Origin of the sequence: Streptomyces lusitanus (assembly GCF_042647945.1) — a bacterium.
GTDB classification, from domain to species: Bacteria; Actinomycetota; Actinomycetes; order Streptomycetales; family Streptomycetaceae; genus Streptomyces; species Streptomyces pseudogriseolus.
Map to the genome: position 1 here is coordinate 22,777 of NZ_JBHRWL010000029.1, position 18,424 is coordinate 41,200.

At 72.7% G+C, this 18,424-nt stretch carries 20 protein-coding genes; 16 read left to right on the plus strand and 4 right to left on the minus strand.

The window, feature by feature from the left end:
- The first annotated feature begins 1 nt into the window (after window position 1).
- From ald to ACFOSY_RS30615, 9 genes are all read left to right on the plus strand, one after another.
- The gene (gene ald / locus ACFOSY_RS30575) at window positions 2–1,126 is read left to right on the plus strand and encodes an alanine dehydrogenase (RefSeq protein WP_086685722.1); all 1,125 of its coding nucleotides are present in this window, start codon (window positions 2–4) and stop codon (window positions 1,124–1,126) included.
- A 415-nt stretch (window positions 1,127–1,541) separates the two neighbouring features.
- Window positions 1,542–2,678 carry a ParA family protein gene (locus ACFOSY_RS30580; RefSeq protein WP_078592272.1) on the plus strand — a complete coding sequence of 379 codons (1,137 nt, stop codon included), beginning with the start codon at window positions 1,542–1,544 and terminating at the stop codon, window positions 2,676–2,678.
- The gene (locus ACFOSY_RS30585) at window positions 2,663–3,223 is read left to right on the plus strand and encodes a hypothetical protein (protein WP_394313164.1); all 561 of its coding nucleotides are present in this window, start codon (window positions 2,663–2,665) and stop codon (window positions 3,221–3,223) included. The genes ACFOSY_RS30580 and ACFOSY_RS30585 overlap by 16 nt, the downstream gene beginning before the upstream one ends.
- Before the next feature lie 510 nt (window positions 3,224–3,733).
- On the plus strand, window positions 3,734–4,861 hold the full coding sequence (locus tag ACFOSY_RS30590) for a segregation and condensation protein A (RefSeq protein WP_394313202.1): 1,128 nt from the start codon (window positions 3,734–3,736) through the stop codon (window positions 4,859–4,861).
- Window positions 4,858–5,511, plus strand: a complete 654-nt coding sequence (gene scpB / locus ACFOSY_RS30595) for an SMC-Scp complex subunit ScpB (protein WP_394313166.1) — start codon at window positions 4,858–4,860, stop codon at window positions 5,509–5,511. The genes ACFOSY_RS30590 and scpB overlap by 4 nt, the downstream gene beginning before the upstream one ends.
- On the plus strand, window positions 5,511–6,635 hold the full coding sequence (locus ACFOSY_RS30600) for a pseudouridine synthase (RefSeq protein WP_394313167.1): 1,125 nt from the start codon (window positions 5,511–5,513) through the stop codon (window positions 6,633–6,635). Before scpB ends, ACFOSY_RS30600 begins: the two co-directional genes overlap by 1 nt.
- Window positions 6,636–6,715: 80 nt before the next feature.
- Window positions 6,716–7,438, plus strand: coding sequence for an NUDIX hydrolase (locus ACFOSY_RS30605; protein WP_394313204.1), 723 nt, complete (start codon window positions 6,716–6,718; stop codon window positions 7,436–7,438).
- Complete coding sequence (locus ACFOSY_RS30610) at window positions 7,435–8,457, plus strand: ADP-ribosylglycohydrolase family protein (protein WP_394313169.1); 1,023 nt, start codon at window positions 7,435–7,437, stop codon at window positions 8,455–8,457. The genes ACFOSY_RS30605 and ACFOSY_RS30610 overlap by 4 nt, the downstream gene beginning before the upstream one ends.
- 3 nt (window positions 8,458–8,460) lie before the next feature.
- A complete protein-coding gene (locus tag ACFOSY_RS30615) occupies window positions 8,461–9,219 on the plus strand; it encodes a nucleotidyltransferase domain-containing protein (RefSeq protein ID WP_394313172.1) in 759 nt (252 codons plus the stop codon).
- On the opposite strand, the gene ACFOSY_RS30620 is transcribed toward ACFOSY_RS30615, so the two are convergent.
- Together ACFOSY_RS30620 and ACFOSY_RS30625 are read right to left on the minus strand one after the other, a co-directional pair.
- Window positions 9,145–9,888, minus strand: a complete 744-nt coding sequence (locus tag ACFOSY_RS30620) for a nucleotidyltransferase domain-containing protein (protein ID WP_394313175.1) — start codon at window positions 9,886–9,888, stop codon at window positions 9,145–9,147. The genes ACFOSY_RS30615 and ACFOSY_RS30620 overlap by 75 nt on opposite strands.
- Window positions 9,889–9,910: 22 nt before the next feature.
- Complete coding sequence (locus ACFOSY_RS30625; protein WP_394313177.1) at window positions 9,911–10,327, minus strand: Rieske (2Fe-2S) protein; 417 nt, start codon at window positions 10,325–10,327, stop codon at window positions 9,911–9,913.
- A 192-nt stretch (window positions 10,328–10,519) separates the two neighbouring features.
- Here ACFOSY_RS30625 and aroH point away from each other — a divergent pair, with 192 nt between their 5' ends.
- From aroH to der, 5 genes are all read left to right on the plus strand, one after another.
- Window positions 10,520–10,882: a chorismate mutase gene (gene aroH / locus ACFOSY_RS30630; protein ID WP_394313180.1), complete on the plus strand. Its 363-nt coding sequence runs from the start codon at window positions 10,520–10,522 to the stop codon at window positions 10,880–10,882.
- Window positions 10,879–11,964, plus strand: coding sequence for a prephenate dehydrogenase (locus tag ACFOSY_RS30635; RefSeq protein WP_394313182.1), 1,086 nt, complete (start codon window positions 10,879–10,881; stop codon window positions 11,962–11,964). Before aroH ends, ACFOSY_RS30635 begins: the two co-directional genes overlap by 4 nt.
- A gap of 138 nt (window positions 11,965–12,102) precedes the next feature.
- A complete protein-coding gene (gene cmk, locus ACFOSY_RS30640) occupies window positions 12,103–12,789 on the plus strand; it encodes a (d)CMP kinase (protein WP_394313184.1) in 687 nt (228 codons plus the stop codon).
- A complete protein-coding gene (locus tag ACFOSY_RS30645; protein ID WP_394313187.1) occupies window positions 12,786–13,433 on the plus strand; it encodes a lysophospholipid acyltransferase family protein in 648 nt (215 codons plus the stop codon). The genes cmk and ACFOSY_RS30645 overlap by 4 nt, the downstream gene beginning before the upstream one ends.
- A gap of 76 nt (window positions 13,434–13,509) precedes the next feature.
- The gene (gene der, locus ACFOSY_RS30650; protein WP_006131516.1) at window positions 13,510–15,000 is read left to right on the plus strand and encodes a ribosome biogenesis GTPase Der; all 1,491 of its coding nucleotides are present in this window, start codon (window positions 13,510–13,512) and stop codon (window positions 14,998–15,000) included.
- Between the two features lie 74 nt (window positions 15,001–15,074).
- Here der and ACFOSY_RS30655 read toward each other — a convergent pair whose 3' ends face one another.
- The gene (locus tag ACFOSY_RS30655) at window positions 15,075–15,449 is read right to left on the minus strand and encodes a hypothetical protein (RefSeq protein WP_394313190.1); all 375 of its coding nucleotides are present in this window, start codon (window positions 15,447–15,449) and stop codon (window positions 15,075–15,077) included.
- Between the two features lie 210 nt (window positions 15,450–15,659).
- Window positions 15,660–16,529: a hypothetical protein gene (locus ACFOSY_RS30660; protein ID WP_394313192.1), complete on the minus strand. Its 870-nt coding sequence runs from the start codon at window positions 16,527–16,529 to the stop codon at window positions 15,660–15,662.
- A 592-nt stretch (window positions 16,530–17,121) separates the two neighbouring features.
- Here ACFOSY_RS30660 and ACFOSY_RS30665 point away from each other — a divergent pair.
- Both ACFOSY_RS30665 and ACFOSY_RS30670 read left to right on the plus strand, forming a co-directional pair.
- The gene (locus ACFOSY_RS30665; RefSeq protein ID WP_394313194.1) at window positions 17,122–17,772 is read left to right on the plus strand and encodes a transglycosylase family protein; all 651 of its coding nucleotides are present in this window, start codon (window positions 17,122–17,124) and stop codon (window positions 17,770–17,772) included.
- A gap of 393 nt (window positions 17,773–18,165) precedes the next feature.
- Window positions 18,166–18,381, plus strand: coding sequence for an I78 family peptidase inhibitor (locus tag ACFOSY_RS30670; protein WP_394313196.1), 216 nt, complete (start codon window positions 18,166–18,168; stop codon window positions 18,379–18,381).
- Window positions 18,382–18,424 lie beyond the last annotated feature (43 nt).

Sequence of the window (18,424 nt, forward strand, 5' to 3'; positions counted from 1 at the left end):
CGTGATCGACGTGAAGGTCGGCATCCCCCGCGAGGTCAAGAACAACGAGTTCCGGGTGGCCATCACCCCCGCCGGCGTGCACGAGCTCGTGCGCCACGGCCACCAGGTCGTCATCGAGCGCGGCGCAGGTGTCGGCTCCTCGATCCCGGACGGCGAGTACATCGCCGCGGGCGGGCAGATCCTGGACACCGCCGACGAGGTCTGGGCCGCCGCCGACCTGCTGCTCAAGGTCAAGGAGCCGGTCGCGGAGGAGTACCACCGCCTGCGCAAGGACCAGACGCTCTTCACCTACCTGCACCTGGCCGCGTCCAAGGAGTGCACGGACGCCCTGCTGGAGTCCGGCACCACCGCCATCGCCTACGAGACCGTCGAGCTGCCCAATCGGGCCCTGCCGCTGCTCGCCCCGATGTCCGAGGTCGCCGGCCGCCTTTCCACCCAGGTCGGCGCCTACCACCTGATGCGCGCCCACGGCGGCCGCGGGGTGCTGCCCGGCGGCGTCCCCGGCGTGCTGGCCGGCCGCGCGGTCGTCATCGGCGCCGGCGTGTCCGGCTGGAACGCCGCGCAGATCGCCATCGGCATGGGCTTCCACGTGACCCTGCTCGACAAGGACATCAACAAGCTCAAGGAGGCCGACAAGGTCTTCGGCACGCGCATCCAGACCGTCGTCTCCAACTCCTTCGAGCTGGAGAAGGCCTGCCTGGAGGCCGACCTGGTGATCGGCGCCGTGCTGGTGCCGGGCGCCAAGGCGCCGAAGCTGGTCACCAACGAGCTGGTCTCCCGGATGAAGGCCGGAAGTGTCCTTGTCGACATCGCGATCGACCAGGGCGGCTGCTTCGAGGACTCGCGTCCGACCACGCACGCCGAACCGACCTTCAAGGTGCACGAGTCGGTCTTCTACTGCGTCGCCAACATGCCCGGCGCGGTGCCCAACACCTCGACCTACGCGCTCACCAACGCCACGCTGCCGTACATCGTCGAACTCGCCGACCGCGGCTGGGTGGAGGCGCTGCGCCGCGACCCGGCGCTCGCCAAGGGTCTCAACACCCATGACGGCAAGGTCGTTTACAAGGAGGTCGCCGAGGCGCACGGGCTGGAGCACGTGGAGCTCGCCTCGCTGCTCGGCTGATCCGCGGCACTGACGCCAAGTCGACCAAGTCACCGACCCGCAAAGGCGATACGTCAACTCGGGACGTCAACGCGTCGCACCGGGCCGGACCTTGCGCGCCAAGGTCCGGCCCGGTGTGTGTATGGTCACGTCCTGGTTCAGGAGCAACTCGCCTCGAACGTAACCGTTCTACCGATTCGTACACCCGTGAAACCTGCTGTGCGACGGCCGTACGCCCTTGACAGAGGGATGTTTCATTGCCGACACATCGGGCCGGGTCCGGCGGATTGTGTTGCTGCGGACGCCCGACACGCCATAGAGTCGCCAACCGTCGGCATGGTGCCACGCTGACCTGTCTAGAAGTTTCCTGGTCACCAAGGAGGTAAGACGACTTGTGAATGAGTCGACATTTACTCCCGGGGGTGGTCAACCAGGAATGCCTGCGCCGGGCCAGGGGTCCGCGGGATTCGCTGCTGTCGGCTCCGTCGCTGTGCGCACCTTCGCAGCCCACCAGAGTCACGGAACTCCAGGAGTGACTCACCCAGCACACCAGAGCATGGATGGCCATCACGTGAACGCCATGGCCGGCGACGGAAGTGGCGCGCCCCACAACCATTTCGCCGACTACGACGAACTGCCCGAGGGGCACTTCTACGACCCCGACGCCGAGTACGAGCCCGATCCGGAGTACGCGGCCACGCTCGCGCCCGACGCGGCCCGCCAGCGCCGTGAGCGCATCGGCCCGACCGGGCGCCCGCTGCCGTACTTCCCGATCCCGGGCCCGCTGACCGACCACGGCCCCGCGAAGATCATCGCGATGTGCAACCAGAAGGGCGGCGTCGGCAAGACCACGTCGACCATCAACCTGGGTGCCGCGCTCGCGGAGTACGGACGCCGGGTGCTGCTCGTCGACTTCGACCCGCAGGGCGCGCTGTCGGTCGGACTCGGCGTCAACCCGATGGAGCTCGACCTCACCGTCTACAACCTGCTCATGGAGCGGGGCATGGCGGCCGACGAGGTGCTGCTGAAGACCGCGGTCCCCAACATGGACCTGCTGCCCAGCAACATCGACCTGTCGGCGGCCGAGGTCCAGCTGGTCAGCGAGGTCGCGCGCGAGTCGACGCTCCAGCGGGCGCTGAAGCCGCTGATGGACGACTACGACTACATTGTCATCGACTGCCAGCCGTCGCTCGGTCTGCTCACGGTCAACGCGCTGACCGCGGCGCACAAGGTGATCGTGCCGCTGGAGTGCGAGTTCTTCGCGCTGCGCGGTGTGGCGCTGCTGACCGAGACCATCGAGAAGGTCCAGGAGCGGCTCAACCCGGAGCTGGAGCTCGACGGGATCCTCGCCACCATGTACGACTCGCGCACGGTGCACAGCCGTGAGGTGCTCGCACGGGTGGTCGAGGCGTTCGACGACCACGTCTACCACACGGTCATCGGGCGTACGGTCCGCTTCCCGGAGACCACGGTCGCCGGCGAGCCGATCACCACGTACGCGTCCAACTCCGTCGGCGCCGCCGCCTACCGTCAGCTCGCCAGGGAGGTGCTCGCCCGGTGTCACGCCGAGTGAGTCTGCCGGGGGCCGACGAACTCTTCCGTACGACAGGGGGGATGGGGCTCCAGGCGTCCACCCCCAGGCGCGGCGGCGACGCCCGCGTCCCCGCTCCCGCGGGGGAGGGCGACGCGGCCGCCGCCGCCCACGAGGACGCGCCGCAGTCGGTGCCCGTGCAGGGCGGCGACGGCGAGGGCGCGGAGCACGTCGCGGCGGACGTGGAGCCCGCCGAGTCCGCGGAGTCCCGCAGCCGGGGCGCCGCGGGCGCCGGACGGCGCGCGGCGCCGGCCACCGACGGCGCGGCCGCTGCGGCCCCGCGCAAGCGGGGGCGGTCCGCGGCACGACGGCCCAGCGGCCGCGAGCGGCACGACGAGAAGATCACCGTGTATGTGTCCGCCGAGGAGCTGATGGACCTGGAGCACGCGCGCCTGGTCCTGCGCGGTGAGCACGGCCTCGCCGTCGACCGCGGACGCATCGTCCGCGAGGCGGTCGCCGTGGTCCTCGCCGACCTGGAGAGCCGCGGGGACGCCAGCATCCTCGTACGCCGCCTGCGGGGACGGTAGCGGTAGCCTGCGGGGGCCATGACCTCGAACGACCCACCCGCCCCCGCGCCCCGCCGCCGCCCCCTGGGCCGCGGCCCGGCCACCCCACGGGACGCGGGGCCTCTCTCCGATGAGGAGACGGGGCCGCGGGACGCGTCCGCGGACGAGGCCGCGCCTCGTGACACGCGGAGGGCGTCCGCCGGCGAGGCTGCGCCTCCCGACACGCCGGTGGCGCCGACCGGGGTCCCTGACGGCGAGGACGCGGCAGAGGGGCCGGCGTCGTCGGCGCATCAGACCCGGCCGGAGCCGGCCGCCGTGTCGGGCGCGCCCGACGACACGGTGAAGCGTGCCGACACCCCGCCCGCTGCCGCGCCGGAGGCGCCCGTTGAGGGGCCTGACGGCGAGGGCGTGGCGCGCGGGTGGGCGTCGGCTGCCGTGCCGACGGACCCGGACACCGCCCGGCCCGGGGAGGACTCGTTCGCCGGCCCGGTGGACGCCCAGGCGGAGACAGGCGCGCCGGGCGACACGCCAATGCGTCCGGGCCGTGCCGGCACCCCGCCCGCTGCCGCGCCGGTGGCGCCCGCTGGGGCGCCTGACGGCGGGGGCGCGGCGCGCGGGTCGGCGTCGGTATCGACTGCCGCGCCTGCGGACCTGGATGCCGCTCGGGCCGGGCTCGCCGGGCCGGAGGGCGCCTCGCCCGCCGAGGAGCGCGCCCGCGTCGGTGGGGAGGGGCGGTCGGCATCCCAGGGCGGTGCGCGGCCGCCTGTGTCCTCCGCCGCAGGGGCCGAGTCCGGCGTGGGCGACCGGAAGGTGGGCGCGTCGGGCGCCGAGGACGCGGAGGATGCCGGGGACGGGCGGTTCACGGTTCGGCTGGCGAACTTCGAAGGCCCCTTCGACCTGCTGTTGCAGTTGATCGCCAAGCACAAGCTGGACGTCACCGAGGTCGCGCTGTCCAAGGTGACGGACGAGTTCATGGCGTACATCCGGGCCCTGGGGCCGGACTGGGACCTGGACGAGACGACCGAGTTCCTCGTCGTCGCCGCCACGCTGCTCGACCTCAAGGCGGCCCGGCTGCTGCCCGCCGCCGAGGTGGAGGACGAGGCCGACCTCGCGCTGCTGGAGGCCCGCGACCTGCTGTTCGCGCGGCTGTTGCAGTACCGGGCGTACAAGCAGATCGCCGACATCTTCAGCCGCAGGCTGGAGGACGAGGTGCGCCGTTTCCCCCGTACCGTCGGGCTGGAGCCGCACCACGCGGAGCTGCTGCCGGACGTGGTCATCAGCATCGGACCCGAGGGGTTCGCCAGGCTGGCGGTCAAGGCGATGCAGCCCAAGCCCAAGCCGCAGGTGTACGTGGACCACATCCACGCGCCGCTGGTCAGCGTCCAGGAGCAGGCCGGGATCGTCGTGGCCCGGCTCAAGGAGCTGGGCGAGGCCAGTTTCCGGGCGCTGGTGGAGGACACCGACGACACCCTCACCGTCGTCGCCCGCTTCCTCGCCCTGCTGGAGCTGTACCGGGAGAAGGCCGTCGCCCTCGACCAGGAGACCGCGCTGGGCGAGCTGACCGTGCGCTGGACGGGCGGCGACGGGGACTCCGTACCCGCGGTCACCGACGAGTTCGACCGGCCGCCCGAGCCGCCCCAGGAGGAGAGGACACCGTGAGCGAGGACACGAGCGGCGCCCCGGCGGGGGCGAGCCAGGTGGCGGACCTCGATCTGAAGCCGGCGCTCGAGGCCGTGCTGATGGTCGTGGACGAGCCCGCGACCGAGGAGCACCTGGCGAAGATCCTGGAGCGCCAGCGCCGCCAGGTCGCCGACGCGCTGGCCGAGCTGGCGGACGAGTACACCGTCCAGGGCCGCGGCTTCGAGCTGCGCCGGGTCGCGGGCGGCTGGCGCTTCTACACCCGCCCCGAGTACGCCGCGGCCGTCGAGGGCTTCGTCCTGGACGGCCAGCAGGCCCGCCTCACCCAGGCCGCGCTGGAGACCCTCGCGGTCGTCGCGTACCGCCAGCCGGTCAGCCGCAGCCGGGTCTCCGCGGTGCGCGGGGTCAACTGCGACGGCGTGATGCGCACCCTCCTCCAGCGGGGTCTGATCGAGGAGGCGGGCACGGAACCCGAAACAGGTGCGATCCTGTACACGACGACGAACTACTTCCTGGAGCGGATGGGCCTGCGCGGTCTGGACGAGCTCCCGGAGCTCGCGCCCTTCCTCCCGGAGGCGGAGGCGATCGAGGCCGAGACCCAGGAAGGGTTGCCGTCGTTCGATCCGGACGCCCCGGATTCCGAGGACGCAGACGACAAGACGGAACTTTGATGCGAAGCAGCAGCGGCAGGAACAGCAGCGGAAACAACGGCGGGAGCCGTGGTGGCAACAGCGGCGGCCGCGGCGGGAGCGGCGGGAGCGGAGGTGGCCGTGGCGGCCACCGCGGCTCCGGCGGCAACCGCGACAACCAGCAGGGCGGTCGTCCGAAGAGGCCGCGCCCGGAGGAGCGGCGCTACGACGTGGGCCCCGGCGCCTCCCAGGAGGGACCCAAGTCGGGCCGTGGGCCCACGGCCCGGGGCGGCGCCAAGGGCGGGCCGAGGAAGCCCCTCCAGCGGGGCCGCTCGGTCCCGGCGACGTCCCGCGAGTACGAGACGCGGGCCGAGGAGCGCAACCGGGAGCGGTACGCGGGCAAGAAGGACGTGAAGCTCCCGAAGACCTTCCCGGGCGCCGAGCAGGAGGGCGAGCGGCTCCAGAAGGTGCTCGCCCGGGCCGGCTACGGCTCGCGGCGCGCCTGCGAGGAGCTGATCGAGCAGGCCCGGGTCGAGGTCAACGGCGAGATCGTGCTTGAGCAGGGCAAGCGTGTCGACCCGGAGAAGGACGAGGTCAAGGTCGACGGCCTGACCGTGGCGACGCAGTCGTACCAGTTCTTCTCGCTGAACAAGCCCGCCGGTGTCGTCTCCACGATGGAGGACCCGGACGGCCGCCAGTGCCTCGGCGACTACGTCACCAACCGGGAGACCCGGCTCTTCCACGTCGGCCGGCTCGACACCGAGACCGAGGGCGTCATCCTGCTCACCAACCACGGCGAGCTGGCGCACCGCCTGACCCACCCGCGTTACGGCGTGAAGAAGACCTACCTCGCGCACATCGTCGGACCCATCCCGCGCGACCTGGGCAAGCGGCTCAAGGACGGCATCCAGCTCGAGGACGGGTACGCCCGCGCGGACCACTTCCGGGTGGTGGAGCAGACCGGCAAGAACTACCTCGTCGAGGTGACCCTGCACGAGGGCCGCAAGCACATCGTGCGCCGCATGCTCGCGGAGGCCGGCTTCCCGGTCGACAAGCTGGTGCGCACCGCCTTCGGGCCGATCACCCTGGGCGACCAGAAGTCGGGCTGGCTGCGGCGGCTGTCGAACACCGAGGTCGGCATGCTGATGAAGGAGGTCGACCTGTAGGTCGCCTTCAAGGGCTTGCGCCCCCGCACCGCCACCCCCTTTAATAGTCGTACTGACTATTAAAGGGGGTGGAGGTCGTCGTGGACGGCTACGACAAGCACGCCTTCGAGCCCTTCGCCGTGACCGTCGACCTCGCCGTCTTCACGATCCGCGAGGGCGCGCTGCACGTCCTGCTCATCGAACGCGGCCAGGAGCCGTACGCCGGCCGCTGGGCGCTGCCCGGAGGCTTTCTGCGGCCCGACGAGTCCGCGGAGCGCGCCGCCCGGCGCGAACTGGGCGAGGAGACCGGCCTGACGGACGTCGGCGGTCTGCACCTGGAGCAGCTGCGCACCTACAGCGAGCCCGGCCGGGACCCCCGGATGCGCGTGGTGTCCGTCGCCTTCGCGGCGCTGCTGCCCGACGCCCCCGAGGCGCACGGCGGGGGCGACGCGGCCCAGGCCCGGTGGACCCCGTACGACGCGGCGCGGGACCTCGCCTTCGACCACGACCGGATCCTCGCCGACGCGCGGGACCGGATCGGCGCCAAGCTCGAGTACACCGGACTCGCCACCGCCTTCTGCCCGCCGGAGTTCACCCTCGGGGAGCTCCAGCAGGTCTACGAGACCGTCTGGGGCACGACCCTGGACCGCCCCAACTTCCGGCGCAAGGTGCTCGCCACCCCCGGCTTCGTCGAAGCCGTGCCCGGCGCCGCGCGCCTCACCGGCGGCCGGGGCAAGCCCGCCGCGCTGTACCGCACGGGCACCGCCGCCGCCCTCCACCCGCCCTTGCTCCGGCCCGTCGTCCCGGAAGGACGTCCCTCATGACCACGACCACCGTCACCAAGCGCGCCGCGACCGGAGCGCTCACCGGACTCGCCCTCGGGGACGCGCTGGGCTTCCCCACCGAGTTCAAGGACGTCCCCTCGATCCTCGCCACGTACGGCGACTGGCGTGAGCTGGACCTGCCGAAGCCGGCGATCGTCACCGACGACACGCAGATGACGCTCGCGCTCGGACGGGGCCTGCGCACCGCCATGGACCGGGGGACGCTCGCCCCGAAGCGCCTGGAGCGGCCGGTGCGTGAGGAGTTCGTGGAGTGGTGGCGCTCCCCGGAGAACAACCGCGCGCCCGGCAACACGTGCCTGCGCGCCTGCCAGCTGCTGTCGCGCGAGGACCGCCCCTGGCAGGAGGCCAGCCAGATCCACTCCAAGGGCTGCGGCGCCAACATGCGCGTCGCCCCGATCGGCCTGGTCCCCGGCCTCACCGACGAACAGCGCGCGGGCGCCGCCCAGTTGCAGTCCGCCCTCACCCACGGCCACCCCACCGCGCTCGCCGCCTCCGACCTCACCGCGCACGCCGTACGGCTGCTGGCGGAAGGCGCCGAACCGGCCGGCCTGATCGGCCTGTTGCGCTCCTACGCCTACGACAACCGCACCCGCTACCACGAGTTCTGGCTCGGCGACCTGTGGACCCGCGCCCAGGACCCCAGCCCCGAGCACTTCATCGCGCGCGGCTGGGACGAGTGCCTGGAGATCCTCGGCCGCCTCCAGGAGGCCGTACGGACCGTCTCCCCGGAGACCGACCCCTGCCGGGCCACCGGCGAGGGCTGGATCGCCGAGGAGGCCCTGGCGACCGGCCTGCTCTGCTTCCTCCTCTTCGTCGACGAGCCCGTCACCGCCCTGCGCCGCGCCGCCTGCACCTCCGGCGACTCCGACTCCATCGCCTGCCTCGCCGGGGCCTTCGCGGGCGCCCACCTGGGCGCGGACGCCTGGCCCGCCGACTGGGCGACCCGTATCGAGTACCGCGACGACCTGCTCACCCTCGGCACACTCTGGGACGCCTGAGCGATGACCGACACCCGCGACCTCGATCTCGACCTGCGCCCGGTGATCGCGCAGCAGCCCGACCCGGTGCTGTTCGCCACCGTCTCCGGCGCGCACCTGTACGGCTTCCCGTCCCGTGACTCGGACGTGGACCTGCGCGGCGCCCACCTGCTGCCGGCCGCCGCCCTGGTCGGACTGCGCGAACCGGACGAGACCCGGTCCCGGATGTGGGTGCGGGACGGCGTCGAGATGGACCTGGTCACCCACGACGTGCGCAAGTTCGTCCGGCTGATGCTGCGGCGCAACGGCTACGTCCTCGAACAGCTGCTCTCCCCGCTGGTCGTGCGCACCACCGAGGCGCACCGTGAACTGGTCGCCCTCGCGCCCGGGGTGCTCACCGGCCACCACGCCCACCACTACCGGGGGTTCGCGGGCACCCAGTGGCGGCTGTTCGAGAAGACCGGCGAGCTGAAGCCGCTGCTGTACACCTTCCGGGCACTGCTCACCGGCATCCATCTGATGCGCACCGGTGAGGTCCAGGCCCACCTGCCCACACTGGCCGGGGAGGTGGGGGAGGCCCCGGTGTATCTGACGGAGCTGATCGCCGCCAAGGCGGAGCGGGAGCACAAAGGCGCCGACGTCGACCGGGAGCGGGTGCGGGACGACGTCGAGCGGCTGCACGGGGTGCTGGACGCCGCGCAGGCGGCGTCAGCCCTGCCCGACGCGCCCGCTGGGCTCGACGCCCTGCACGACCTCCTCGTACGGGTACGGCTGGAGGGCTGAGGCGCGGCGGGTGCGGATCAGGAAGTCCTCCACCCGCCGGCGGTCCGGTTCCCCGGGGAGCGGGGTGCGGGCCGCCGCCTCCTCGGCCTCCGCGGCCAGGCGGTTCATGCGGGCCTCCACCTCCGCCCACGGCACCTCGCCGCGCTTCACCGCCAGCAGCTCCTCACGCCGGCCGCCCACGTCCACCGTGAGCACGCCCGTGCGCAGCAGGTCGCGGGCGCTGGTCAGGAGGCGGAGCAGATGCATGGCGTGCTTCCAGCGCGGGGCGCCGTGGGTGCGGACGTCGGCGTCCAGCTTGCGGCGCTGGCCCAGCGCGTACCGCACGAACGTGCCGTGGACCGCGCGGGAGAGGAACGCGCCGCGCAGCGACAGCAGTTCGCGCCCGGTGGCGTCGGCGTGCTCCACCAGCGGGGAGTGCAGGCACTCCAGGACGTTGGGGTTGCCGCGCAGCGCCAGCTCGCAGAACCGCTCCAGCTCCCAGCTGAACTGCTCCTTTGCCGGTCCCTCGACGTGCGTGGGCGGCTTCTCGAAGCCCCAGAACAAGGCAGTGGGCGCGAGGAACACGCCCCGGCGGTCGGTGTCGCTGGACTCCGTGGCCAGACCGAAGGCACGGGAGCCCATGACACAGGCGTAGATCGTGTGATCCGTGACCAGGCTCTCGGGGCGCATGCCCGGCAGCGTACGCGGCGGATCACGCCCGGCGAATCGTGTTTCCGTCCACCGTGATCCGCTCCTCGGGCAGCGACCGGGTCGCCGGTCCCCGCTCCACCGAGCCGTCGGCGACGCGGAAGCGGCTGCCGTGACAGGGGCAGTTGATCGTGCCGTCCGCGACCTCGGACACCAGGCACCTCTGGTGGGTGCAGATCGCCGAGAAGGCCTTGAACTCGCCCTCCTCGGGCTGGGTGACCACGATCTCCTCCGCTGCGAGGATCCTGCCCCCGCCCACCGGGACGTCCGCCACCGGCAGCAGCGCCTGCCCGGGCGTCCCCTCACCCTCCGCCGTGTCCGACGGCGTACCGGCCCCGCCGTCCTCCGCGCCGCAGCCCACGGTCAGCGCCACCGCGCCCGATACGAGCAGGACGGTGCGCCGCGTCGCCCGTGTGGTCATCTCGTCACTCCCTGGATCGCCGTCGCCGCATCCTGACACCGAATACGGAACGAAGGAAGCAATACCGGCGAAACGTCACCCGGCGCGCATACCGGCCGTCTCAGCGGGCGGTCGCCCGGCGCCGGCCCGGCCCGGGGCTGACTACGCTGGACGACCGAACAGCCTTTACGCACGTCAGCAAGGAGCATCGTCGTGGCGGTACGCGCGGTCCGGGGGGCCGTCCAGTTGGAGCGGGACGAGGCCGGACACATGGAGGAGCAGGTCGGGGCCCTGCTCACCGCCGTGCTGGAGCGCAACGAGCTGCACCCGGACGACCTGATCAGCATCTGGTTCACGGCCACCCCTGACCTGCACAGCGACTTCCCGGCCGCCGCGGCCCGCAAGCTGGGCATCGTCGACGTGCCCCTCATCTGCGCGCAGGAACTCGACGTCGAGGGCGCCATGCCCCGCGTCGTCCGCCTCCTCGCGCACATCGAGTCCGACCGGCCCCGCTCCGACATCGCCCACGTCTACCTCGGCGCCGCGGCCGCCCTGCGCAAGGACATCGCCCAGTGAGAACCGCCCTCGTCATCGGCACCGGACTGATCGGCACCTCCGCCGCCCTCGCCCTGAACCGGCGGGGCGTCGCCGTCCACCTCGCCGACCACGACCCCGAGCAGGCCCGCACCGCCGCCGCCCTCGGCGCCGGCACCGACGAGACGCCCGAGGGCCCGGTGGACCTGGCGATCGTCGCCGCCCCTCCCGCGCACGTCGCCGACGTGCTCGCCGACGCGATGCGGCGCGGCGTCGCCCGCGGCTACATCGACGTCGCCAGCGTCAAGGGCGGACCGCGCCGCGAGCTCCAGGCGCGCGGCCTCGACCTCACCCCCTACCTCGGCACCCACCCCATGTCCGGCCGGGAGAAGTCCGGCCCGCTGGCCGCCACCGGCGACCTCTTCGAGGGCCGCCCCTGGGTGCTCACCCCCACCCGCGACACCGACACCGAGGTCCTCAACCTCGCCCTGGAACTGGTGTCGCACTGCCGTGCCGTCCCGGTCGTCATGGACGCCGACGCCCACGACCGCGCCGTGGCCCTCGTCTCCCACATGCCCCACCTGGTGTCCAGCCTGGTCGCCGCCCGCCTGGAGCACGCCGACGAGGCCGCCGTACGGCTGTGCGGCCAGGGCATCCGGGACGTGACCCGGATCGCCGCCTCCGACCCGCGCATGTGGATCGACATTCTCTCCGCCAACCCCGGCCCGGTCGCCGACCTGCTCACCGACGTCGCCGCCGACCTTGAGGAGACCGTCCGCGCCCTGCGCGCGCTGGAGTCCTCCGACGAGCACAAGCGCCGCGACGGCGCCACGGGCATCGAGGACGTGCTGCGCCGCGGCAACGCCGGCCAGGTCCGCGTCCCCGGCAAGCACGGCTCCGCCCCTCGTCTCTACGAGACCGTCACGGTCCTCATCGACGACCAGCCGGGCCAGCTCGCCCGCATCTTCGCCGACGCCGAGCGCGCCGGGGTCAACATCGAGGACGTCCGCATCGAGCACGCCACCGGACAGCAGGCCGGTCTCATCCAGCTCATGGTCGAACCCAAGGCCGCCCCGGTCCTCACGGCCGCGCTGCGGGAGCGGGGCTGGGCGATCCGGCAGTGACGCCCGTCTCCCCGCCCGTCCCCGCGGGCGGGGGAGGGCGTCCGCATGTCGGAGGGGTTCCCGGGAGCCAGTAATCTGGTGCGGGGCGTGTCCACGCCCCGCACACCCCACCCCACCGCACCAGGAAGGTGTTCCTCCGTGGAAAACGGCGCCGCCAAGCCCGTGATCGTCGCCATCGACGGTCCCTCCGGCACGGGCAAGTCGAGCACGTCGAAGGCCGTGGCGGCGCAGCTCGGGCTGAGCTACCTGGACACCGGCGCCCAGTACCGGGCGATCACCTGGTGGATGGTGACCAACGGCATCGACACGGCGGACCCGTCCGCGATCGCCGCCGCGGCGGCCAAGCCCGAGATCCTCTCCGGCACCGACCCCGCGAACCCGACGATCACCGTCGACGGCGTGGACGTGGCCGGACCGATCCGCGAGCAGGACGTCACCGCCAAGGTCAGCGCGGTCAGCGCGGTCCCCGAGGTGCGCGCCAGGATCACGGAGCTCCAGCGCGCCATCGCCGCCTCCGCCGTCACCGGCATCGTCGTCGAGGGCCGCGACATCGGCACCACCGTGCTCCCCGACGCCGACCTGAAGATCTTCCTCACCGCCTCCCCGGAGGCCCGCGCCGCCCGCCGCAGCGGCGAGCTCAAGGGCGCCGACCTGCACACCACCCGCGAGGCCCTGATCAAGCGGGACGCGGCCGACTCCAGCCGCAAGACCTCCCCGCTGGCCAAGGCCGGCGACGCGGTCGAGGTGGACACCACCGAGCTGACCCTCCAGCAGGTCGTCGAGTGCGTCGTCACCCTCGTCGAGGAGAAGCGGGCGGGGAAGTGACCGACGTTCCCTCGACGCGGGGCGCCGAGGTCGGGCGGCGCATCGGCGTCGGCCTGATGTACGGGCTGTGGAGGCCGCGGGTGCTGGGCTCCTGGCGGGTCCCCGCGGCCGGCCCGGTGATCCTCGCCGTCAACCACGCCCACAACATCGACGGGCCCATGGTCATGGGCGTGGCGCCCCGGCCGACGCACTTCCTGATCAAGAAGGAGGCGTTCGTCGGCCCGCTCGACCCGTTCCTGACCGGCATCGGCCAGGTGAAGGTCGACCGGCACTCCACCGACCGCACCGCCATCGCGCGGGCGCTGGGCGTGCTGGAGCAGGGCGGCGTCCTCGGCATCTTCCCCGAGGGCACCCGCGGCGAGGGCGACTTCGCCTCGATCCGCGCCGGGCTCGCGTACTTCGCGGTGCGCAGCGGGGCGCCGATCGTGCCGGTCGCCGTCCTGGGAAGTTCCGACCGGCCCGGCCGGTTGATAAAGGCACTGCCCCCGCTGCGCTCCCGTGTCGACGTCGTCTTCGGCGACCCGTTCGACGCCGGCGACGGAAGCGGGAGACGTACGCGCAAGGCGCTGGACGAGGCCACGGCACACATCCAGAAGCAGCTCACCGCTCACCTGGAGAACGCCAGGCGCCTCACCGGCCGCTGAGCGACACTTCCAGTAGTGGATCTCCGCCCCGCGGGGCTCCACCGATCACCACGATGAACGACGAGGTACGGACTTCATGAACGACCACATCGAGCCCGGCGGCTCGGACGCGCACGACGCTGCGCACGAGCACGATCACGGGGCGCTGGGCGATGCCGAGTTCGCGGAGTTCATGGAGCTCGCCGCGGAGGAGGGCTTCGACCTCGAGGACGTCGAGGGCGCCATCGAGGCGGCGGGCCACGGCCCGCTCCCGGTCCTCGCCGTCGTCGGCCGCCCCAATGTCGGCAAGTCGACCCTGGTGAACCGCATCATCGGCCGCCGCGAGGCCGTCGTCGAGGACAAGCCGGGCGTCACCCGCGACCGCGTCACCTACGAGGCCGAGTGGGCGGGCCGCCGCTTCAAGGTCGTCGACACCGGCGGCTGGGAGCAGGACGTCCTCGGCATCGACGCCTCCGTCGCCGCCCAGGCCGAGTACGCCATCGAGGCCGCCGACGCGGTCGTCTTCGTCGTCGACGCCAAGGTCGGCGCGACCGACACCGACGAGGCCGTCGTCCGGCTGCTGCGCAAGGCCGGCAAGCCCGTCGTGCTGTGCGCCAACAAGGTGGACGGCCCGAGCGGCGAGGCCGACGCGGCCTACCTGTGGTCCCTGGGCCTCGGCGAGCCGTACCCGGTCTCCGCGCTGCACGGCCGTGGCACCGGCGACATGCTGGACCAGGTCCTCGAGGTGCTGCCAGAGGCGCCCGCGCAGACCTTCGGCACCGCCGTTGGCGGACCGCGCCGCGTCGCCCTGATCGGCCGGCCCAACGTCGGCAAGTCCTCGCTGCTGAACAAGGTCGCGGGGGAGGAGCGCGTCGTCGTCAACGAACTCGCCGGCACCACCCGCGACCCGGTCGACGAGATGATCGAACTCGGCGGCAAGACCTGGAAGTTCGTCGACACGGCGGGCATCCGCAAGCGGGTCCACCTCCAGCAGGGCGCCGACTACTACGCCTCGCTGCGCACCGCCGCCGCCGTGGAGAAGGCCGAGGTGGCCGTCGTCCTCATCGACGCCGCCGACTCCATCTCGGTGCAGGACCAGCGGATCGTCACCATGGCCGTGGAGGCGGGCCGCGCCCTCGTCCTCGCCTACAACAAGTGGGACACCCTCGACGAGGAGCGCCGCTACTACCTGGAGCGGGAGATCGAGACGGAGCTCGGCCAGGTCGCCTGGGCGCCGCGGGTCAACGTGTCCGCCCGCACCGGCCGGCACATGGAGAAGCTCGTCCCGGCGATCGAGACGGCGCTGGCCGGCTGGGAGACCCGGGTGCCCACGGGCCGCCTGAACGCCTTCCTCGGCGAGCTGGTCGCCGCCCACCCGCACCCGGTGCGGGGCGGCAAGCAGCCGCGCATCCTGTTCGGCACGCAGGCCGGCACCAGGCCGCCCCGGTTCGTGCTGTTCGCCTCCGGCTTCATCGAGGCGGGCTACCGGCGCTTCATCGAGCGCCGGCTGCGCGAGGAGTTCGGCTTCGAGGGCACGCCCATCCACATCTCGGTGCGGGTGCGGGAGAAGCGCGGGCGGAAGAAGTAGCCGTCCGCGGCCCGACGTGACGAAGGGGCGGTCCCGCTGCCGGGACCGCCCCTTCGCCGTGTCCGCCGCGCCCGTCAGGCGCCGCCGCGGGGGGCCGGGGGCAGCCCGGCCGGCACATGGTGCATCTCGTTCGTCCCGCGGCCCACCGCGCCCACACGCTGCCACTGCGGCGGCTCGACGGCGGGCCGCACGAGGGACGCGCCGAACGACCCGGGACTGTGGTCGCGGTACCCGCCCGTACTGTGCGGGATGTTCCCGAAGCCGGTGAAGCCCCAGTCCTCCTCACCGCTGCGGTCGCCCGGCAGCGTCCGGAAGGACTTGACGTACTCGGCGTAGAGGGCGTCGTAGATCGGCGTGGCCGAGTGGCCGCTCCGGTAGTCCTGCGCCGGGCGCACGGGTACGGGGACCGAGGCGAGGGACTGGCGGCGGGGAGCGTCATATGCGTGCACGTATCTCCAAACGACCCCGCCCCACAAGGGATGCGGCCCACCCGAAGTTTTCGCAGGCAGCACCCCTCCAAGGGGCGCGGGGAACTGCGCGCCCAGCCCCCACGCACCGTCAGCCGACCCGACGGCGTGAAGGCCCCTTCATGGGCGCGGGGAACTGCGCGCGTAACCCCCACCGGCGGCCGGCCGACGCACAACGCAAAGCGACCCGTCTCAGATCCCCGCCAGCGGCAAAGCCGCCCCCACCAACTTCCCCCCGCCCGCAGCCTTGTCCAACGCATCCCGCATCAGATCCTCCCGCGGCTGCCGCCCGATGGACCCCACCGGCGCGGCGAACATCAGCACCTGCTGATGCTTGTTCGCCGCCGCCCGCCACCCGTCGGTGACCTGAAGCGGCTGGTGCGCCTGCCACCACGCCACAGGCCGCCCGCCGCTCGGATTCGGCTGGAGCACGGCGTGCAGCTGCCCCGCCGCGAGCAGCACCGACCACCCGTGCAGCACCGGCGGCACGGCGGCCAGCTCGGTGAGCGGCATGAAGCCCTGCTCGATCAGGAGCGGCAGGAAGTCGTCGCCGGAGCCGAACGTGCCGGGCCGGGCGACCGGGGCGGTGGGCTCGACCACCAGGGCGGGGTGCAGCTCGCCCTGGATCAGCACCAGCCCGCTGGTCACCCCCAGCACCGCCTGCTCGGGCACGAGGTCCGCGGGCTGCTGCGACTGGTGCGGCTGGTGCGGCTGCTGGACGTCCTGCGCCTGCCCGCCGTACTGCGGCTGATGCCCCTGCGGAGCCTGCTGCTGAGACTCCGGGCCTCCGGCGCCGATGGACCGCACGGCTCCCTGGAGCTGTTCCTCGGTGACCTGGACGACCTGCGAGGGCAGGCAGGTGGCGTGGGCGAAGGCGAGCACGGCGGTCTCGTCGCCGATGAACAGGACGGTGCTGGTGCGCTCCTGCTCCGAGTCGCCCGGGGTACGGCAGGAGGTGCAGTCGTAACTGCCCGGGGCGGACTCTCCGGCGAGCAGGCGGGCTGCTTCTTCGTCGCCGATCTCGGCGCGTACCTCGTCGCTGACGTCGAGCATGCGCGGCACGGGTGGCTCCCTCGGGATGCGGTGCGTGGCGAGGCCGGGTGGCTCCCGGCCCGTGGTCCGGGTGGGTCCCCGGCTCATGAAGAAGACAACGGGCGATCTGTGGCGGGAGTCACGCCTTACGGCGAACGGAATCGAACCATCCAGCGCGCAGGGTCACCGCCGGTGCGGAATCCGGCACTCAACGTCAACTCGCCGCAAGCGCAAGGGGTTTGACGGGGTGAGGTGCCTCACGGTTTACCCCGTGCCGTGGTCGACAAATCCGGAAATCGCGCAATGAAATGGGTGGCCGAAAATCGCCGATACCCAGGGTAAGCCCCAACTGGTCAGGCACGACAGGCCGTTGGTTGATCCCGGCGCCCGCGGCTCCTTACATTCCTCCGCCGGGTGCACAGAGCACCGCTCGGGTACGTCCGCCGACCGCACCACCGGTGCACCAGCAACACGCACCGCCGGTGCACCAGCAACACGCACCACCGACGCACCACCTTCGTACGACCCCGACGGCGGACGGGGCGGCCGCGGCCCGCGTGTCCCATGACGCGCCGGGCGGCGCACCGCCCGGGGGAGCCCGGGTCCTCGGGGAAGGATCTCCATGTCCGCATGTGCCGACAACTCCCGTCGTAACGCCCGCAGGGCCCGTCCGGCGGCCGTCCTGGCCGGCGCGATCCTGCTCGCACCGCTCGGGCTGCTCGCCGCCGCAGGCGGCGCCGCGGCCGCGGACGACGGGGTGTGGGACCGCATCGCCCAGTGCGAGAGCGGCGGCGACTGGCACATCAACACCGGCAACGGCTACTACGGCGGACTGCAGTTCTCCGCCTCCACCTGGAGCGCCTTCGGCGGCACCGCGTACGCCCCGACGGCCGACCGGGCGAGCAAGGCCCAGCAGATCGAGATCGCCACCAGGGTGCAGCGCGCCCAGGGCTGGAACGCCTGGCCCACCTGCGGCGCCCGCGCCGGGGCGTCCGGCCCCGCCCCCGCCGCGGACGCCGCGCCCGCGCAGGAGGCCGAGCGGAAGCCGGCCGTGACGGAGCGGAGCACGGCGCAGGCGGCCCCCGGGCGCTCGTCCGGGCGTCACCCGGACCGGGGCGCCTCCCGCGGCGACCACGTCGTCCGTCCCGGCGACACCCTGAGCGGGATCGCCGCCCGGTACGGGACGGACTGGCGGCGGCTGTACGCGGCCAACCGGGACGTCATCGGTGACGATCCCGACGTGATCGTGCCCGGGCAGCGGCTCGACATCTGAGGCGCCCCCCTCGCCCGGGCGCGACGGGTCCCTCCGGCTTCCGGAGGGACCCTCGGCCGCCCGGCCCGCCATGTGACGAACATGCGCATTTCTTGTGCACATCGGTTTCACGTACCGACCGCACCAGCCCGGGAATGCGCCGACGAGATACTCCCGAATACCTCACGCGACCCAATTCTTTCGGTGTTTGTCAGGGCGGCGACGAGGTACCCGGGAATTCGCCGTGAATGCGCTGCGGGCGCCACGGAACCGCTCTTTCGGGTGACCGCCGCCCGTACGGCGCCGTCGTGATCCTGTGACACAAGTGTGACCGCGGACGGTCCAGGGCGTCGGCTTCCGCCTCGACTTCGGTGCGGACTTCCCCGTTTCCGGGCCAGGGCATAGCGTGGCCGCATGGCACCCATTCCGACACCCCCCACGGAACCCGGCGACAGCCCGGACGCCTATGTCGGCCTCGCCGCCGACCGGGCCGAGCAGCTCGCGCGTGAGCGCGGCTGGTCCTCGGTGCGGGCCCTGGCGCCGGGGACGATCGTCACCATGGAGTACCGCGTGGGCCGGCTGAACTTCGAGGTGAGGGACGGCCGGGTGGCGCGGGCCTGGAAGGGCTGAGACACGTCGACGGCCCCGGTCCTCGAGCTCGAGGACCGGGGCC